This window comes from Bacillus sp. FDAARGOS_527, from assembly GCF_003812125.1.
Classification (GTDB): Bacteria; Bacillota; Bacilli; order Bacillales; family Bacillaceae_G; genus Bacillus_A; species Bacillus_A paranthracis.
Genome location: NZ_CP033795.1, coordinates 861994 through 877591, shown reverse-complemented (window position 1 = coordinate 877591; position 15598 = coordinate 861994). Strand labels below are relative to the sequence as shown.

The window sequence follows — 15598 nt, the reverse complement described above, 5'->3', positions numbered from 1 at the left end:
CTTTTTATTAACTCTTAAACCTCTATTATTATAGGAAGGATCATCGGTTTTCTTTTCGTATTAGTATATATAAACTTCCCTAAAGCCTCTCTTACTTCTCTTTTCAAAATACCCCAACTATTCACATTCTCTTTCTTCAAATTATTAATTGTAATAACAGCTAATTTATTTAATTCCTTCAAAAACTCTTCTGAATCACGAACATAGACGAATCCACGAGAAATAATATCAGGACCTGAAATTATTTCTCCATCCACTTTATTAAAAGTAATAACTATAACGAGCATTCCATCTTCTGAAAGTTGTTTTCGATCACGTAATAAGGCATTTCCAACGTCACCAATTCCTAATCCATCTACATATATATTTCCAGCCTGTATTTTTCTAGATTGGATTGCCACTTCATTACTTATATCTACAACATCTCCATTACGAACGATAAAAATATTCTCTTTTTCAACTCCAATTGATTCTGCTAACAAACTATGGTGATGTAGCATTCTAAATTCTCCATGAATAGGGATAAAATATTTTGGCTTCATTAAAGCAAGCATTAATTTCAATTCTTCTTGATACGCATGACCAGATACATGGACTCCAGTAGAACTACCTGATCCGTAAATTACTTTTGCTCCTAATGCGAATAAATTATCTATAATTCGTGAAACGTTACGTTCATTTCCCGGAATAGGCGTTGCCGCTATAATAACCGTATCTTCTGGTAAAACATCCACTTGCCTATAGTTTCCACTAGCTAACCGCGCTAAAGCTGCCATTGGTTCTCCTTGGCTTCCTGTACAAAGGATTGCAACCTGCTTTGGATCTAAACGATTTACCTCACTTGCTTCAATTAACATATCATCTGGAATATTTAGATACCCTTTCTCTAGAGCAACTTCTACTACATTTACCATACTTCTCCCGAGTAAAGCCAGTTTTCGATTTGTTTTTATACAAGCTTCAACTATTTGCTGAACACGATTCACATTAGAAGCAAAAGTAGAAATAATCACTTTCCTATTTGCTTTCATAAATATTTCTTCTACCCGTTCCCCTACCGACCTTTCTGATGGAGTAAATCCTGGTCGTTCTGCATTTGTACTTTCAGATAATAAAGCTAGCACGCCTTCACTACCTATTTTAGCCATTTTATGAATATCAGGCTGTTGGTTATTTACTGGTGTTAAATCAAATTTAAAATCACCTGTATGTACTACAGTACCTTCTGGTGTATGGAAAGCAATACCAAGGCAATCTGGAATGCTATGATTCGTTTTAAAAAAAGTCGTCTTAATAGAACCAAAATCAATTTCTGATTCTGAATGAATAACGATTAATTCTGTATCATTTTGAAGGTTATGTTCCTTTAATTTAATTTCAATTAAACCTAACGTTAACTTCGTCGCATAGATTGGTACGTTTAGTTGTTTTAAAAAATATGGTATTCCACCAATATGATCTTCATGTCCATGCGTTACTACTAATCCGCGAATTTTTTCTTTATTTTCTTGTAAGTATGTGACGTCTGGAATGATTAAATCAATTCCTAATAAACTTTCATCTGGAAATTTAGATCCACAATCAATAACGACAATATCATTTTCATATTGAATAGCATACATATTTTTCCCTATTTCATTTACTCCACCTAAAGCAACGATAGACAAGTTGTTTTTTAATGACTTCAAATTATAAGCCCTCCCTTTCACTGTTATAATTCGTGAAATCGTATTTAGGCTTTATTATTTGTAATAGAAAAGGACTTCATACTGTTTCATACATACAAAATTCACATGCCACTCTTATACCTATATCCACAATAACACAAGTTCTCCGTAAAAAAGCTCCCATTTTTTCATTGATTTTTTGTAAAATCTATTATATATTAATTACAGGTTCAAATTACGAGTTCAAAAGAACTCGTAATCAGACCCTTTGTTTAATGGGTTTTACATATTTTCATTAGGCAAATTCCGAGAAATCGTATGATAAAAATAAAAATGATGAGGAGAGGATCCGATGGAATTCGAATTTTTCTTTCAAATTGCACTTATTTTATTAAGTACAAAGCTCGCTGGTGATCTTAGTGTTAGATTAGGGCAGCCTTCTGTACTCGGTAAATTAATTGTCGGTATCGTTATCGGTCCAGCTGTATTAGGTTGGATTGAAAATTCAGAACTTCTAACACAATTAAGTAATGTTGGGGTTATTCTTTTAATGTTTATGGCCGGTCTTGAAACAGACTTAGAGGAATTAAACGCAAATCGTAATTCTTCTTTAGCTGTTGCACTTGGAGGTATCATTCTTCCATTCGTAGGTGGTTACGTTTCTGGTCTTGTTATGGGAATGGAACAAGGAAATGCTGTATTTTTAGGATTACTTCTATGTGCGACAAGTGTTAGTATTTCCGTACAAACACTTCGCGATTTAGGAAAGATGAAAACACGTGAAAGTACAACTATGCTAGGCGCAGCTGTATTTGATGACATTCTTGTCGTTATTTTATTAGCATTTGCAATGAGCTTCTTAGGTACAGACGATGTTAACTTAACAATGATTATCTTGAAGAAAGTTGTATTCTTCGCTTCTATTATTTTAATCGGATGGAAAGGTGTTCCTGCGATTATGCGCTGGTTATCACCACTGCGCGTATCTGAGTCTATCGTGAGCGCAGCTCTTATCATCTGTTTCTCATTCGCATATTTCGGCGAATTATTAGGAATTGCTGGTATTATCGGTGCTTTCGCAGCTGGTATCGCGATTTCTCAAACGAACTACAAACATGAAGTAGAAAAGAAAGTAGAACCAATCGCTTACGCTATGTTCGTTCCAGTATTCTTCGTAAGTATCGGTATGAATATTACATTTGACGGTATTGGCGATCAAATTTGGTTCATCTTAGCATTAACAGTAATCGCTGTATTAACGAAACTAATCGGTTGTGGCTTAGGTGCACGAATGACTGGATTTGACGCTAAGTCTTCTGCAATTATCGGTTCTGGAATGGTTTCTCGTGGTGAAGTTGCACTTATCATCGCAGGTACAGGCCTTTCTTCTGGACTACTAGCACAAGATTACTTTACAGCAATTGTTATTGTCGTTATTTTAACTACAATGATTACACCACCAATGTTAAAATACACTTTTGGTGCAAAAGATAAAGCAATGAAAGCAAGTAAATAAGTTTAATAAAAAAGAAGCTTACTATCTTATAAGATAGTAAGCTTCTTTTTCGTTTTATCTTTAAACAATCCCGTTCGTTTTTAATCATTTTTCAAAAATAATTCGTGCTTCATCATCATCAATACCATTACGAAATGAATACACCATAATGCCATAATCATCTACATATTCACCTAGCTTCATTTCCTCCACTTTCTTATAAAAATCGTCTACCTCATAGTGTGGAATATACGCATCCCAAACTGGTTCATGTATTCTTTTGTACGCTGTCACTTCTAAATCATATCCGTCTTCATAATATCCCATGTGATAATGTTGACTAGAATCATATTTCTTCATAATAAATTCCCCTCTCTTTGAAAATTTATCATATTTCACATCATAAACAAAAGCGAGCTGTATATTACAGCTCGCTTCATTCATTAAATACGTTCCATCGCTGTCTTCAACGTTCCAACAACAAAGGCAATTTCTTCACTTGAAATAATAAGCGGTGGTGCTAGCGTTAAAACGTTATTATATCCTGCTGTTGTCATACCGTTTCGTCCTATAATTAACCCTTTTTCTTTACAAGCATTTACAACACTTGCAATTTTGTCGTTATCAATTGGCTCTTTCGTCTCTTTATCATTTACTAGTTCAATTCCAACTAGTAGTCCTTTTCCTCTAATATCCCCTACAAGTGGATGTTCTCCAATTTCTTCTTTTAATTGCTCTAATAAAAGCGAGCCCATTTGTGCAGAGCGCTCAATTAAATTTTCATTCTCCATAATTTCTAAGTTTTTAAGTGCTAGTGCACAAGCTGCAGGATTTCCACCAAATGTATTAATATGACGGAAGAATTCATATTCTCCCTTTCCTTTAAATTCTTCATATATTTCTTTTTTCACAGCTGTTGCTGATAATGGTAAATATGCACTTGTAATCCCTTTTGCCATTGTAATAATATCTGGTTTCACATCATAATTCATAAATCCAAATGCCTTTCCTGTACGCCCAAAACCGCAAATCACTTCATCGCTAATGAGCAAGGCACCGTGTTTTTGACACGTTTCATGAACAGCTTTCATATAGTCTTGTGGCGGCATTAAAATGCCTCCGCCTGTAATAATTGGTTCCATAATAAAAGCTGCAATCGTTTCACTTAGTTCCCATGTCATGACCCGATCTACTTCTTTTACACATTCTACATCATAAATGTTCTCTCTTTCAATTCCAGGCATACGATAACAATCTGGCGGCGCTACATGTAAAAATCCTGAAGCAAATGGCTCATATTGATATCTACGCTGTGCTTGTCCCGTCGCTGCCATCGTTGCCATTGTATTCCCATGATAGCCGCGGTAACGTGACATAAATTTATAACGATGTGGTTCACCTTTTTGCGCATAGTATTGTCTTGCTATTTTAAAAGCTGTTTCGTTCGCTTCCGAACCACTATTAGAGAAGAAAATAACATACTCTCCTCCAAGCCATTCATTTAATTTTTCTGCAAGCTTTATAGCCGGTTCATGTGATTGTGACATCGGAAAGTATGATAATGTTTGTAATTGCTTATATGCCGCTTCTGCAAGCTCTTTTCTGCCATATCCACTATTCACACACCAAAGACCACTCATACCATCTAAATATCTTTTTCCTTGTATATCTTCAACCCAGCACCCTTCTGCTTTTGCCCCTACCATTGTACTATTTGGACTAAAGGGACGCATTCCGTGCCAAACATATTGCTCATCTTTTGCTAATAATTCATCAGTCTGTTTCGTTTTCATCATTTCTTCCACCTTCCATAACAACTTATTTTTCACAAAAGCTGCGCTGGTACCATGATGATTTAAATTTCTCCCTGCTTATTTTCATTCCACAAAATTAAGACAAATCCTACTTACAAAGCAGTATTATTTACAAGAAAAGGACAAAAGAAAAAGGAGCTTTTCTTATCTATCGAAAAGCTCCTCTTTTTTAATGCGAAGACGCGTCACTAATACCATGCCCAGTATTAGATTTCACGAGAATTTCATCAAATTTCGCTGCATCTTCTTTCTTACTAGATAAAACAGTTCCTAAATACGCTGCAAGAAATCCAAGCGGAATCGAAATAATTCCAGGTGTCGTATATGGGAATATCGCTTCCCCGACAAATATAGCTTTTCCAGCTACAGGGTTCCATACATTTGGGCTTAACGCTACAAGAACAATAGCTGATACAAGACCAGCAATCATACCAGAGATGGCACCTGTTGTATTGAAGCGCTTCCAATATATTGTGAATAATATAACTGGCAAGTTTGCACTCGCTGCAACTGCAAATGCTAACGAAACTAAAAATGCTACGTTCAATGTTTGAGCAAATAACGCTAGTATAATAGACAATACCGCTACTCCAATAGACGCATAACGAGCCATGGATACTTGCTCTTTTTCCGTTGATTTCCCCTTGCGGATAATTTCATTATAAAAATCATGTGCGAATGCGGATGCTGCTGTTAATACAAGGCCTGCCACTACAGCTAAAATCGTTGCAAAGGCAATTGCTGATACGAAAGCAAATAAGAAATCTCCGCCCAATGCTTTCGCTAATAAAGGTGCTGCCATATTACCAGCAGGGTTTGCTTTCATAATCGCCTCATTCCCTACAAACGCCGCTGCCCCAAATCCTAAGAAAATTGTCATAATATAAAATGCGCCAATTAACCACGTAGCGTATACGACAGATTGACGTGCTGTTTTTGCATCACGTACTGTAAAAAAGCGAACAAGAATGTGTGGTAATCCTGCCGTACCAAGGACTAGTCCTAAATTTAAAGATAGTGTATCAAGACCATCTTTATACTTTACTCCTGGATTTAAAAACGAATCTTTTAATGGAGTTGCTGTTTTCATTTGAGCAAACATTTCCGTCACACTAAAATTAAATTTTGCGAAAACGATAACAGAAATAATAAATGTACCAGCCATAAGTAATACAGCCTTAACAATTTGCACCCAGCTCGTCGCTGTCATTCCGCCAAAAATAACGTACACTGTCATTAATGTACCAACAATTAAAACGGATGTTGTATATTCGATCCCTAATAATAACTTAATAAGTGCACCCGCCCCAACTAATTGTGCAATCATATAAAAAATTGAAATCGTCATCGTATTAAGCGCTGCAACTCCGCGAACTTTTTTCGCGTCAAAACGCGCCGCAATCATATCCGCTAACGTGTACTTCCCTAAATTCCTTAGCGGTTCTGCGACAAGGTATAGAACAACTAAATAAGCAACTAAAAAGCCGATACTATAAAAGAAACCATCAAACCCAGTTAATGCGATCGCTCCAGCTATACCAAGAAAAGACGCAGCAGACATATAATCTCCCGCAATGGCCAGACCATTTTGCCAACCAGTTAATCCCCCTCCAGCTGTATAAAACTCACTCGCATTTTTCGTTTTTTTCGATGCAAAATAGGTTATGACGAGCGTACCAAGGACAATAATTAAAAATAGTGCAAAAGCGGTTGTATTCAAAGTCAGCCCCTCCCTTTTTGCATATTTTGTAGAATTTTTTGCGAGATTTCATCAAAGGATTCCGCCTTTTTGCTATAAATCATACATAAAGCCCAAGTCATAATAAATTGTGCAAAAGCAAATACCCACGCCCACGTAACATCACCAAATGCCGGTGTATTGAGTACCTTAGAATACGATGTTAAAATAGGTAACGCAATAAAAAAACTTAAAAAGAAAATACTCATTGGAACGATAAACTTTTTTTTCTTATTTAATAACAATTGAAATTCTTCTGACTGAACAACCTCTGTATAATTCACCTCATTTTGTAACTTACGTGCTGACGTATCATCTCTTTTCATTCTCTTATCCCCTCTCTTACTAGAAATGCAATTCCCCCTTGTATACCTAAAGACTAAATTTTATAAATATTCAGAAACTTATTTTCATTTTAGACAATCCATACATTCCTGCAAAGATTTTTCGATAGACATTTTTCGGCATTTTCCCCTAAGTTTTTAATATACTTTTTCAAAATAAAGTGACACCTTACTTATTTTTTCCTCATTAAAACAAAAGCAGTGCTTAACGCACTACTTTTTTCTTTTTTTCCTTTTCTAAATTACGAGCTGTTTCGCTTAATTCAACGTCTTTTCCATCTTTAAGCGTTCCAAATATGAAATCGAATACTGGATTTGAAACACCAAACCAAAACTTTTCATTTTTATAATGGTGTAATATGTGCTGTTTTTTTAGCCATCTTCCAAACTTAGTAACAGGACGAATTGGCTTATGTGCAATATAATGTTTCCATTCATAAACGAGAAGCATAATAATCATTCCAATTCCGAACGAAAGTGCAATAGTAACACTTTTTGTTATAGCATATGATATAAGTAAATATATAGTAAAACTCGGTATACTAAACCATACAGGTAAAAATAACAGTTTTAAATCATCTGGATAGACGTGATGGTCATAATGTAATCTTCTTAGCATTTTTAATAAAAATACGTTTTTAGGTGGTTTTAAGTGAAATAAAAAACGGTGTGTCATATATTCGTTTAGCGTATAAAAAATAATACCAAACAAACAAGCTAACAAACCGATCCATGTGAAAAATTGCATTTTTAAAATAATGATAAAAACAAATAAAATACTATACATAATAACGATATCATGTTGTAAAAAGAACTCTTTCCCCACCCTCTTCATCTTCCTTCCCCCTTTTCAAAAAAAAGAGTCGCAACATATCGTTACGACTATTTCTTTTCTATATCTTATTCTATACGCTTTACAAATTTGCCTGTTGCTCTATTGTCGAGAAAAAATTGTTCGGTCCAAATATATTTTGCTTCGGAATAATATGTTCCACCGCAAACACTGTTACTTCTCCTCTTTGTACCTCTCCAATGATAAGCCCAAATATTTCATGATTTACAGCAAACGTTGGTTGCTTTGTTTGTAGTAATCTTGCTGCATTCTGAAATACCGCTTCATATAGTGGATTTCTATCAGTAATTTCTTTTCTGATTTTTGATGCTAACGTAATAATGATTTCTTTTCCGTCAATAGTGGTTCGATACATAAAAATCTCCCCTTCAATCTTATGTGAACAACTGTAAAGCTTTGTATGCAAAATGGATAGAATATCCTACTAAAATAATACCTGCTCCGGCTGTTATATAGCCAAGTGCTTTTTGCTTTAATAAAGTTCTGCCAAAATGGACAGAAAAAGCAATATTTACATTCCATAAAATAATACCAACGATAATACAAAGACTATACAAAAAGGCTTCTTGTTTCGTTACCTTCGTAAGCAATGAGCTAAGTGTACTTCCGTATATACCAAACCAAAAAACAAGATTTAATGGATTGGATATCGCAATTAAAAAACCTGCCATAAACGATTGTTTAAGGCTGCCTACCTCTTCTTTTTTATATTCCATATTCGATTGAGAAATTCCTTGTTTTACACTTTGAAATCCTAAATAAAATAATAAGAAAAACCCTGTGCAATACATAAAAGCTTGTACATATGTATACATAAACAGAGAAGATAAACCGAAATAGATGAGAAGCATAAACAAAATATCTGCTGTCATTCCACCAATTCCAACAACCCACGCATGCCAAAAACCTCGTTCAATTCCTCGTTTTAACATTTCAATATTAATTGGACCTACTGGCGCAGCTAATGAAATACCTAATACAATTTGTTGTATAATTGCTCCAAACATCACTCTATCCTTTCTACTTCCTTTACTATTAAGTAATGATGTAATCATTAAAAATAGACTAGCTTTCATGAAAATATGTACTACTAAAATACCCTTTTTTATCCAAAATATGCAAAAGAGCCCTCCAGATGATGGCTCTTACTTTTCTATCTTATGAAGAAAAGGACATTTTCCTTTTATCGGTTCTATATCGTCTCCTATAAAGTATTGTTTCCATTCACGATGATTCGGGTCACCATAATGACTAATGTTAGGATGTTTCGGCAGCTGATCCCACTTTTCAACTCGCTCACGGACCGTTTGCCTAGAATATGCTCCTTTAGGACGATCCCCTTCTAATCCATCAAATATAGTACGTGGCTGAAATCCAATAACGAGAGAATTTCCTAAATGCCTAGTTTTTCGTTGTTTATAGGCTGGTGCGTTTCCAAATGCGAATATCGGTTCCCCGCCAAATGAAAATTCCCATAAGTAATGGTCTGGGTCTTTAGCAATTTGCTTTGGCCATGTTTCCTTATCGTTTTCATGTAAATATTGTAGTACTTTCCAAAAGTAATCACGGTAATATTCCAGTGATTGCTCCTCACATTCCGGTTCTACAAAAAGAAAAAAGCCTCTTCTTACAATTGGACGCTCTTTCATTAGCTCTAAAAAAGATAACATTGTATGTGGCAAATGACTCCAATCATTATGAGAGAGAAAGGAATAACGAAGTTCATTCTTTTTTAAAGCTGTTAAGCCGAAATAGCACGGAAAAGTTGGTTCTAGCACAACACTCGAAAAATTTTGAAATTCCTTTGCAACCCAATTCGGTATATCCGTTCTCATTCTCATTCCTTCATTATCTAATAAATAAGACTCATTCATTCTTTCACCTCATTATGTATAGCATTCAATTAAGACTATTACATACTTGGCCTGTCCTATACCTATTTAAAAATTTGGTTAAAAAATTATTTAAAAATACAAAAAAATAAAACCGCTTACTTGACTAAATTCTCCCAATTCGTGTATATTTAAATTAATCATTTAGCAGAATATTCAAGATTATAGCATTTTTAGTTTATATTATCTTTTCAAATGAATTTCACTAAATGAAAAAAGCAAATGTTTTTAGGAGGAATTGTAACATGCAAGGAAAAGTAAAATGGTTTAACAACGAAAAAGGTTTTGGATTTATCGAAATTGAAGGCGCTGACGATGTATTCGTACATTTCTCTGCTATTCAAGGCGAAGGCTACAAAGCTTTAGAAGAAGGTCAAGAAGTATCTTTCGATATCACTGAAGGAAACCGTGGACCTCAAGCTGCTAACGTAGTAAAACTTTAATCCAACATATGACAGGAGGTTACCTTACTTGGTAACCTCCTTTGTTATTCCTTTGTATATTTCCGTTTTCCAGAGCAAAAACTATGTGAAATGCGCACTATACAAAGGAGGAATTATTAATGGGATCAGAAGTAAATGATTTTGAAGAAGTGAAATTCCGTGTAGAAACAGCACAAAAAATGGTAGGATCAGCGACAATTTCAATGGATCCAGATACATTAGAGCATGCTACTACTGCTGTAGAAGCAGCTCGCTCTCAGCTTGAAATTATGAAATCTGTTGCAACAGATTTAGACGAGCCATTTTTAATAAATGAGGAAAAGAAATTAAGCGAGTGTGAGCATCAATTAAATGAAGCGAAGCACTAAAAAACATCCAGAGAGTTTTCTCTGGATGTTTTTTCATGACAACTGTTCCCCATATTTTTTCAATGTTTCCCCAACTGTACATTGTCTTATACAAAAGGAATGAGCATAATACTTACTATTTGTCTTTCGATTATGTTCTCGCAAAAAACATCCTTCACAATACGTTTCTAATAAGTCATTTACCTCTGTAATGAGTTGCTTTTTATCCACCTTTGCACCTCTCTATTCGGTTATTTCTTTATGACTATCAATCACTGTTCCTTCTAATGCTTGCGTAGCTAATTGATGTGCTTCTTTATTTTGTTTTCTTGATATAGGCTCACATACAAGTTTTAATTTCATTTGCTTTGCTTTTTGCTCAATTTGGTCTAAATAATGATTTAAATGTTCATCATAACAAGGCCATTCTCCAGCCAATTGCTGCAGTACAACTTGAGAATCTCCGCGAAGCGTGACCGCTTCATACTTAATCCCTAATTCCTCGAGTATATTCATGCTATATAGTAATGATGCATATTCCGCTTCATTATTATCATATATGCCTTCTATATATGCATTACGGCGAATTCGGTATTTTGTATTTCCTTTTTTATAGTATACACATATGCCTATACCAGCTTCTTTCGTCTGTACATCATAGCCGCCATCAAAATAAACGAGTATTTCTTGGGGTTCTTCCTCCACTTGTTTGCTCAGCTTCTTCATTTCCTTTAATGACCATTCTGCATCCATTTCATCGTAAAATAATAATTCTTTCACTCTTCCTGTTTTCTCGAAATCCTCCGCAAATTGAAGTGCTTCTTCTATGTTCATATAATCTGTCGTTAATTCCGTCTGAAAACCGCGTTTTGTTTTATACAACCAATGAATTTTATATTTCATACTAGATTCCCCTTATGTAAGACTTCTTATATGTATCCAGCTAATGAAAGCCTCACTTTATTTTATTATATTTTATCAAGAGTCAAAGAATTATATTCAATATTATCACATGCAAAAAGAGCTATCCCTATAGGAATAGCTCTTTCATCTATTACATAAATCTTTCAAATTGTACTCGTTTATTAATCCAGTACATTACAGGCATACTAATCGCCATAACAACAAATTCACCGATTGCACATGTTAACCAAGTCAACATGAATGGTAAATCAAATGCAAGATGAAGTTCAATTGCAATCATAAACATTGTAATTGTAAAAATGACTGTATTAAAAATCATACGAGCCCAAACACCTTTAATAAATCGCATAGAAATAATCGTTGCAACTAATGCAAGAATAGATTGCCCTACTCCAAATACTAAATCGTAAGCGATCATAGGTGAGAAAAAGAGATTCGTTAAAAATACACCTAATACAATTCCGTAAATTGCTTTCTTATTAAATACAACGAGATGATTAAACATCTCTGAAATACGAAACTGTACATTCGTAAAGCCAAATGGCTGAATAAGCATAGAAACAGCAATATATAATGCCGCTAAAATACCATTACCGACTAAAGTTCTAATATTCATGACAAAATCTCCTTAGTTTTTTTACGTGGGATGGTTTCGAACCACGTTATTCGTTTTTTAAGCAACAAGATTATATTTTACGCGGTATCCCCCCTTTCGTCAATAGATTCCTACCATGAACTACCCTTTTTCTTTTAGACAACGTATAATGAAATATATGAAAGATTTAGGAGGTTTTACTTCATGACTGCAACAATTCAAAATGAAAAAGTGATCGTTACCATCTCTGACAAAGGTGCAGAATTACAAAGCGTTCTCTTAAAAGAAGACAATACAGAATACTTATGGCAAGGTGATGCTACTTATTGGGGACGCCGTGCACCAATTTTATTCCCAATCGTCGGCCGATTAGTAGATAATACATACTACGTAGATGGTAAACCTTATTCTTTAACACAACACGGCTTTGCTCGTGATCTTACATTCTCTGTAGAAGAACAAAGTGAAACGAAAATCACCTACATTGTAACTAGTAATGAAGAAACATTAAAAAAATACCCATATGAATTCGAATTACTCGTTTCTTATGAACTAGACGGACAAACCGTTCATGTAACATACGAAGTGAATAACCCTGCTTCAAAAGAGATGTTCTTCTCAATCGGAGCACATCCTGGTTTCAATTTCCCGTTATTAGAGGGCGAGTCATTTACAGATTACCATCTATCTTTTAATGGTTCAGAGCGTTTAGAAACGAGCGTATTAGAAGGACCTTACCTTTCAAATAAGAAGCAACTAATTGCTGAAAGTACGAATGAATTGCCACTTACATACGACCTATTTAAAAACGATGCACTTATTTTTGAAAATATGAATACGGATGAAATCTCCATCCGTTCTCATAAACATAATAAATTCGTAAAAGTAGAATTTGACGGATTCCCATTTGTCGGCGTATGGACACCAGGCGAGAATGCACCTTTCTTATGTATTGAACCTTGGTACGGAATTGCTGATGAAGTAAATCCAGCAAAAGATTTCAAGGAAAAAAAAGGAATTCAATCTTTACAAGCGAATGAAACATTTACATGTCGTTATAGTATTACAATCGGCTAAGTTACTCTATCCCCTACTTCAAAGAAACATATAGGTAGGGGATCATCTTATCATTTGGAGGTTTCTCATTTTGATTGAAGTATATATTGATGGTGCATCAAAAGGAAATCCTGGTCCTTCTGGTGCAGGCGTATTTATTAAAGGGGTTCAACCCGCTGTACAATTATCATTGCCCCTTGGGACAATGTCCAATCATGAAGCAGAATACCACGCTTTACTTGCGGCATTAAAATATTGCACGGAGCATAATTATAACATTGTCTCTTTTCGTACAGATTCGCAACTTGTTGAGCGAGCTGTCGAAAAAGAATACGCAAAAAATAAAATGTTTGCGCCACTATTAGAGGAAGCACTGCAGTACATAAAAAGTTTCGATCTCTTTTTTATTAAGTGGATTCCAAGTAGTCAAAATAAAGTTGCTGATGAATTAGCTAGAAAAGCTATCTTACAAAATTAACGGGGGTATGAGTGTGAAAAAAGATTGGATTGCTCCTCTTGCTTTATTATTTGTGTCTTTTATTTGGGGAGCTACATTTGTTGTCGTTCAAAATGCTATGTCTTTCGTTGGGCCATTTACATTTAATGGTATACGTTTTTTATTCGCTGGAATCATTTTATTATTCGTTCAACTGATTTTCTCAAAAAAAACTTCAAAACAACATATAAAACAGAGTAGCCTCGCTGGATTAACCGTTGGATTCTTTTTATGCGTCGGCTATGTATTACAAACATTCGGCTTACTTTATACAACTTCTTCAAAAGCTGGTTTCTTAACAGGGCTTAGTATCGTTATGGTACCAATCTTGTCTTTTATCTTTTTAAAACAAAAAGCTACTATTTTTATCGTAATTGGCATTGCTGTAGCAACAGCAGGTTTATACTTATTAACAGCTGGTGATTCTTTTCAATTAAACATTGGAGATATACTCGTTCTCGGTTGTGCAGTTGCTTTCGCTGCTCATATTCTTGTTAACGGATTCTTCTCTAAAAAAATATCACCTTTATTGTTAAGCACATCGCAAGTATTAGCTGTCGGTATGTTTTCTTCTATTTGCGCTTTTTTGTTTGAAGATTGGGAAAAATTATTTTCAGTAGCACTATGGACGAATTCTTCCTTTTTATTTGCGCTATTTCTAACTTCCCTGTTCGCGACCTCCATTGCTTTTTTCATCCAAACGTCAGCACAAAAACATACATCTCCAACGAGAGTAGCTATTATTTTCGCAATGGAGCCCGTTTTTGCTGCCTTAACAGGCGTTCTCGTTGCAAACGAACAACTTTCTATCTCTGCTATTATCGGATGCCTATGTATTTTCCTAGGTATGGTTTTCGTTGAATTACCTTCCAAAACAAAAAAAGAAGCGCAGGCTGCGTGAAGTTACGCTTGTAACTTCCGCATAAAAGCCTTAGCGCTTTTTTTATCTGTAATCTCTTCTTCTTTCAATCGTTCTAATAGCGCAACAAAATAACTGCCATCAAACTGCAATTGATGCTTAATTGTCGCTTCTATTGCTGCGTTTACAATGCCATCAGATGCACCCGTATATCCTTGTCCGAACATAATAAATCCTTGTGCTTCCTCTGATAATTTAAATCCTTTCGTATGTAAGAATGAAAGATAATCTTCTACTGTTTGCATGTTATTCCCACCTACTCAAAAATTCTCCACTTCCTATCATACATGTTTTTATACGCCATGAGAATGAAATTTCTTTGACAACTTTGTAAATCAGCCTATACTCCACTTGCAATGGAGGATTTCCTTATAATATGGAGGAATATGTACAGTGGAACTTATTTCATATTAAAGGGGAGACACGATGAAACAAGCACTATTAATTATCGATGCGCAGCAAGAATTAATGGATGGCAATGAACAAGAAAGTGAAGTTTTTCGTAAAACCGAATTATTATCTACACTCAATACAGCCGTGCAGAAAGCAATAGATGCCAATGCCCTTATTGTTTTCGTAAGAGATATCGATGTTGCTTCTGGTAGCGGAGAAGGCTTTGAAGTACATAATCAAATTCAAGTACCTCAATCTGCAATCCTTATTAATAAAGCCGCAACAAATTCATTCTATGGTACTTCTTTACTTGAACTGTTAAAAGAAGAAAAAATTAACCATATCGTTATCGGTGGATGTAAAACAGAGCATTGTATTGATACTGCTGTGAGGACTGCAACTGTACAAGGCTTTGATGTTACATTAATTAAAAACGGTCATTCCACAACTGATTCTGACGTATTGACTGCAGAACAAATTATCTCTCACCATAATAAAATTCTCCATGGTCATTATAATGTTGATCATTTTTCTATGGTAAGGGATATCGAGGAAGACCTCTTTCAGCCGACTCATGATCAATATCGTGATTAGCGAAAAAGAATCCTTCGTTCAGAAGGAT

The 15598-nt window shown here is 34.9% G+C and carries 20 protein-coding genes and 1 riboswitch; of the genes, 7 read left to right on the top strand and 13 right to left on the bottom strand.

Going from position 1 to position 15598, the window contains the following annotated elements:
• Positions 1 to 14 precede the first annotated feature (14 nt).
• A complete protein-coding gene (locus EGX95_RS06875) occupies positions 15 to 1688 on the bottom strand; it encodes a ribonuclease J (protein ID WP_000838582.1) in 1674 nt (557 codons plus the stop codon).
• A gap of 331 nt (positions 1689 to 2019) precedes the next feature.
• On the opposite strand from EGX95_RS06875, the gene EGX95_RS06870 reads away from it, so the two are divergent.
• Positions 2020 to 3183 (top strand): cation:proton antiporter, encoded by a 1164-nt coding sequence (locus EGX95_RS06870; protein ID WP_000393891.1) that lies wholly within the window; start codon positions 2020 to 2022, stop codon positions 3181 to 3183.
• A gap of 84 nt (positions 3184 to 3267) precedes the next feature.
• Here the strand turns inward: EGX95_RS06870 and EGX95_RS06865 are convergent, their stop codons facing one another.
• From EGX95_RS06865 to EGX95_RS06830, 8 genes are all read right to left on the bottom strand, one after another.
• Positions 3268 to 3606, bottom strand: a complete 339-nt coding sequence (locus EGX95_RS06865) for a DUF3986 family protein (RefSeq protein ID WP_001001118.1) — start codon at positions 3604 to 3606, stop codon at positions 3268 to 3270.
• The gene (locus EGX95_RS06860) at positions 3606 to 4955 is read right to left on the bottom strand and encodes an aspartate aminotransferase family protein (RefSeq protein ID WP_000850955.1); all 1350 of its coding nucleotides are present in this window, start codon (positions 4953 to 4955) and stop codon (positions 3606 to 3608) included. Before EGX95_RS06860 ends, EGX95_RS06865 begins: the two co-directional genes overlap by 1 nt.
• A 190-nt stretch (positions 4956 to 5145) precedes the next feature.
• Positions 5146 to 6696 carry a solute symporter family protein gene (locus EGX95_RS06855; protein ID WP_001098246.1) on the bottom strand — a complete coding sequence of 517 codons (1551 nt, stop codon included), beginning with the start codon at positions 6694 to 6696 and terminating at the stop codon, positions 5146 to 5148.
• Positions 6697 to 6698: 2 nt separating this feature from the next.
• Complete coding sequence (locus tag EGX95_RS06850) at positions 6699 to 7040, bottom strand: DUF485 domain-containing protein (RefSeq protein WP_000817360.1); 342 nt, start codon at positions 7038 to 7040, stop codon at positions 6699 to 6701.
• Positions 7041 to 7263: 223 nt separating this feature from the next.
• Positions 7264 to 7893 carry a sterol desaturase family protein gene (locus EGX95_RS06845; protein ID WP_000832150.1) on the bottom strand — a complete coding sequence of 210 codons (630 nt, stop codon included), beginning with the start codon at positions 7891 to 7893 and terminating at the stop codon, positions 7264 to 7266.
• 79 nt (positions 7894 to 7972) lie between these two features.
• On the bottom strand, positions 7973 to 8266 hold the full coding sequence (locus EGX95_RS06840) for a hypothetical protein (RefSeq protein ID WP_000286381.1): 294 nt from the start codon (positions 8264 to 8266) through the stop codon (positions 7973 to 7975).
• Between the two features lie 19 nt (positions 8267 to 8285).
• Positions 8286 to 8918 carry a LysE family transporter gene (locus EGX95_RS06835; RefSeq protein ID WP_000466558.1) on the bottom strand — a complete coding sequence of 211 codons (633 nt, stop codon included), beginning with the start codon at positions 8916 to 8918 and terminating at the stop codon, positions 8286 to 8288.
• 138 nt (positions 8919 to 9056) lie between these two features.
• Entirely contained in the window at positions 9057 to 9785 is a 729-nt protein-coding gene (locus EGX95_RS06830) for a YqcI/YcgG family protein (RefSeq protein WP_001005939.1), read from the bottom strand.
• A gap of 263 nt (positions 9786 to 10048) precedes the next feature.
• Here EGX95_RS06830 and cspB point away from each other — a divergent pair, with 263 nt between their 5' ends.
• Both cspB and EGX95_RS06820 read left to right on the top strand, forming a co-directional pair.
• Complete coding sequence (gene cspB / locus EGX95_RS06825) at positions 10049 to 10246, top strand: cold shock-like protein CspB (RefSeq protein WP_001161727.1); 198 nt, start codon at positions 10049 to 10051, stop codon at positions 10244 to 10246.
• Between the two features lie 119 nt (positions 10247 to 10365).
• The gene (locus tag EGX95_RS06820; RefSeq protein ID WP_000534391.1) at positions 10366 to 10614 is read left to right on the top strand and encodes a DUF2564 family protein; all 249 of its coding nucleotides are present in this window, start codon (positions 10366 to 10368) and stop codon (positions 10612 to 10614) included.
• 33 nt (positions 10615 to 10647) lie between these two features.
• Here the strand turns inward: EGX95_RS06820 and EGX95_RS06815 are convergent, their stop codons facing one another.
• The 3 genes from EGX95_RS06815 to EGX95_RS06805 all read right to left on the bottom strand — a co-directional run bounded on the left by EGX95_RS06815 (position 10648) and on the right by EGX95_RS06805 (position 12133).
• Complete coding sequence (locus EGX95_RS06815) at positions 10648 to 10824, bottom strand: zinc-finger domain-containing protein (RefSeq protein ID WP_000358801.1); 177 nt, start codon at positions 10822 to 10824, stop codon at positions 10648 to 10650.
• 12 nt (positions 10825 to 10836) lie between these two features.
• The gene (locus EGX95_RS06810) at positions 10837 to 11496 is read right to left on the bottom strand and encodes a ribonuclease H family protein (RefSeq protein WP_000875518.1); all 660 of its coding nucleotides are present in this window, start codon (positions 11494 to 11496) and stop codon (positions 10837 to 10839) included.
• Positions 11497 to 11647: 151 nt separating this feature from the next.
• On the bottom strand, positions 11648 to 12133 hold the full coding sequence (locus EGX95_RS06805; RefSeq protein WP_063246581.1) for a QueT transporter family protein: 486 nt from the start codon (positions 12131 to 12133) through the stop codon (positions 11648 to 11650).
• Between the two features lie 6 nt (positions 12134 to 12139).
• Positions 12140 to 12184, bottom strand: a riboswitch (PreQ1 riboswitch).
• A 132-nt stretch (positions 12185 to 12316) separates the two neighbouring features.
• Between EGX95_RS06805 and EGX95_RS06800 the strand changes: the two genes are divergently transcribed.
• From EGX95_RS06800 to EGX95_RS06790, 3 genes are all read left to right on the top strand, one after another.
• Positions 12317 to 13189 (top strand): aldose 1-epimerase family protein, encoded by an 873-nt coding sequence (locus EGX95_RS06800; protein ID WP_000127427.1) that lies wholly within the window; start codon positions 12317 to 12319, stop codon positions 13187 to 13189.
• A 70-nt stretch (positions 13190 to 13259) separates the two neighbouring features.
• Complete coding sequence (locus tag EGX95_RS06795) at positions 13260 to 13646, top strand: reverse transcriptase-like protein (RefSeq protein WP_000573873.1); 387 nt, start codon at positions 13260 to 13262, stop codon at positions 13644 to 13646.
• Between the two features lie 13 nt (positions 13647 to 13659).
• The gene (locus tag EGX95_RS06790; protein WP_000711147.1) at positions 13660 to 14565 is read left to right on the top strand and encodes a DMT family transporter; all 906 of its coding nucleotides are present in this window, start codon (positions 13660 to 13662) and stop codon (positions 14563 to 14565) included.
• A 2-nt stretch (positions 14566 to 14567) separates the two neighbouring features.
• On the opposite strand, the gene EGX95_RS06785 is transcribed toward EGX95_RS06790, so the two are convergent.
• Entirely contained in the window at positions 14568 to 14828 is a 261-nt protein-coding gene (locus EGX95_RS06785) for a DUF6123 family protein (RefSeq protein WP_001195212.1), read from the bottom strand.
• A 181-nt stretch (positions 14829 to 15009) separates the two neighbouring features.
• Between EGX95_RS06785 and EGX95_RS06780 the strand changes: the two genes are divergently transcribed.
• Complete coding sequence (locus tag EGX95_RS06780) at positions 15010 to 15570, top strand: cysteine hydrolase family protein (protein WP_000806353.1); 561 nt, start codon at positions 15010 to 15012, stop codon at positions 15568 to 15570.
• The last annotated feature ends 28 nt before the right edge of the window (positions 15571 to 15598 follow it).

Excerpts from the sequence above, each read along its gene's own strand:
- EGX95_RS06870 (WP_000393891.1), top strand. The coding sequence starts at position 2,020 with ATGGAATTCGAATTTTTCTTTCAAATTGCACTTATTTTATTAAGTACA.
- EGX95_RS06865 (WP_001001118.1), bottom strand. The coding sequence starts at position 3,606 with ATGAATGAAGCGAGCTGTAATATACAGCTCGCTTTTGTTTATGATGTG.
- EGX95_RS06860 (WP_000850955.1), bottom strand. The coding sequence starts at position 4,955 with ATGAAAACGAAACAGACTGATGAATTATTAGCAAAAGATGAGCAATAT.
- EGX95_RS06850 (WP_000817360.1), bottom strand. The coding sequence starts at position 7,040 with ATGAAAAGAGATGATACGTCAGCACGTAAGTTACAAAATGAGGTGAAT.
- EGX95_RS06845 (WP_000832150.1), bottom strand. The coding sequence starts at position 7,893 with ATGAAGAGGGTGGGGAAAGAGTTCTTTTTACAACATGATATCGTTATT.
- EGX95_RS06840 (WP_000286381.1), bottom strand. The coding sequence starts at position 8,266 with ATGTATCGAACCACTATTGACGGAAAAGAAATCATTATTACGTTAGCA.
- EGX95_RS06835 (WP_000466558.1), bottom strand. The coding sequence starts at position 8,918 with ATGTTTGGAGCAATTATACAACAAATTGTATTAGGTATTTCATTAGCT.
- EGX95_RS06830 (WP_001005939.1), bottom strand. The coding sequence starts at position 9,785 with ATGAATGAGTCTTATTTATTAGATAATGAAGGAATGAGAATGAGAACG.
- cspB (WP_001161727.1), top strand. The coding sequence starts at position 10,049 with ATGCAAGGAAAAGTAAAATGGTTTAACAACGAAAAAGGTTTTGGATTT.
- EGX95_RS06820 (WP_000534391.1), top strand. The coding sequence starts at position 10,366 with ATGGGATCAGAAGTAAATGATTTTGAAGAAGTGAAATTCCGTGTAGAA.
- EGX95_RS06810 (WP_000875518.1), bottom strand. The coding sequence starts at position 11,496 with ATGAAATATAAAATTCATTGGTTGTATAAAACAAAACGCGGTTTTCAG.
- EGX95_RS06805 (WP_063246581.1), bottom strand. The coding sequence starts at position 12,133 with ATGAATATTAGAACTTTAGTCGGTAATGGTATTTTAGCGGCATTATAT.
- EGX95_RS06800 (WP_000127427.1), top strand. The coding sequence starts at position 12,317 with ATGACTGCAACAATTCAAAATGAAAAAGTGATCGTTACCATCTCTGAC.
- EGX95_RS06785 (WP_001195212.1), bottom strand. The coding sequence starts at position 14,828 with ATGCAAACAGTAGAAGATTATCTTTCATTCTTACATACGAAAGGATTT.
- EGX95_RS06780 (WP_000806353.1), top strand. The coding sequence starts at position 15,010 with ATGAAACAAGCACTATTAATTATCGATGCGCAGCAAGAATTAATGGAT.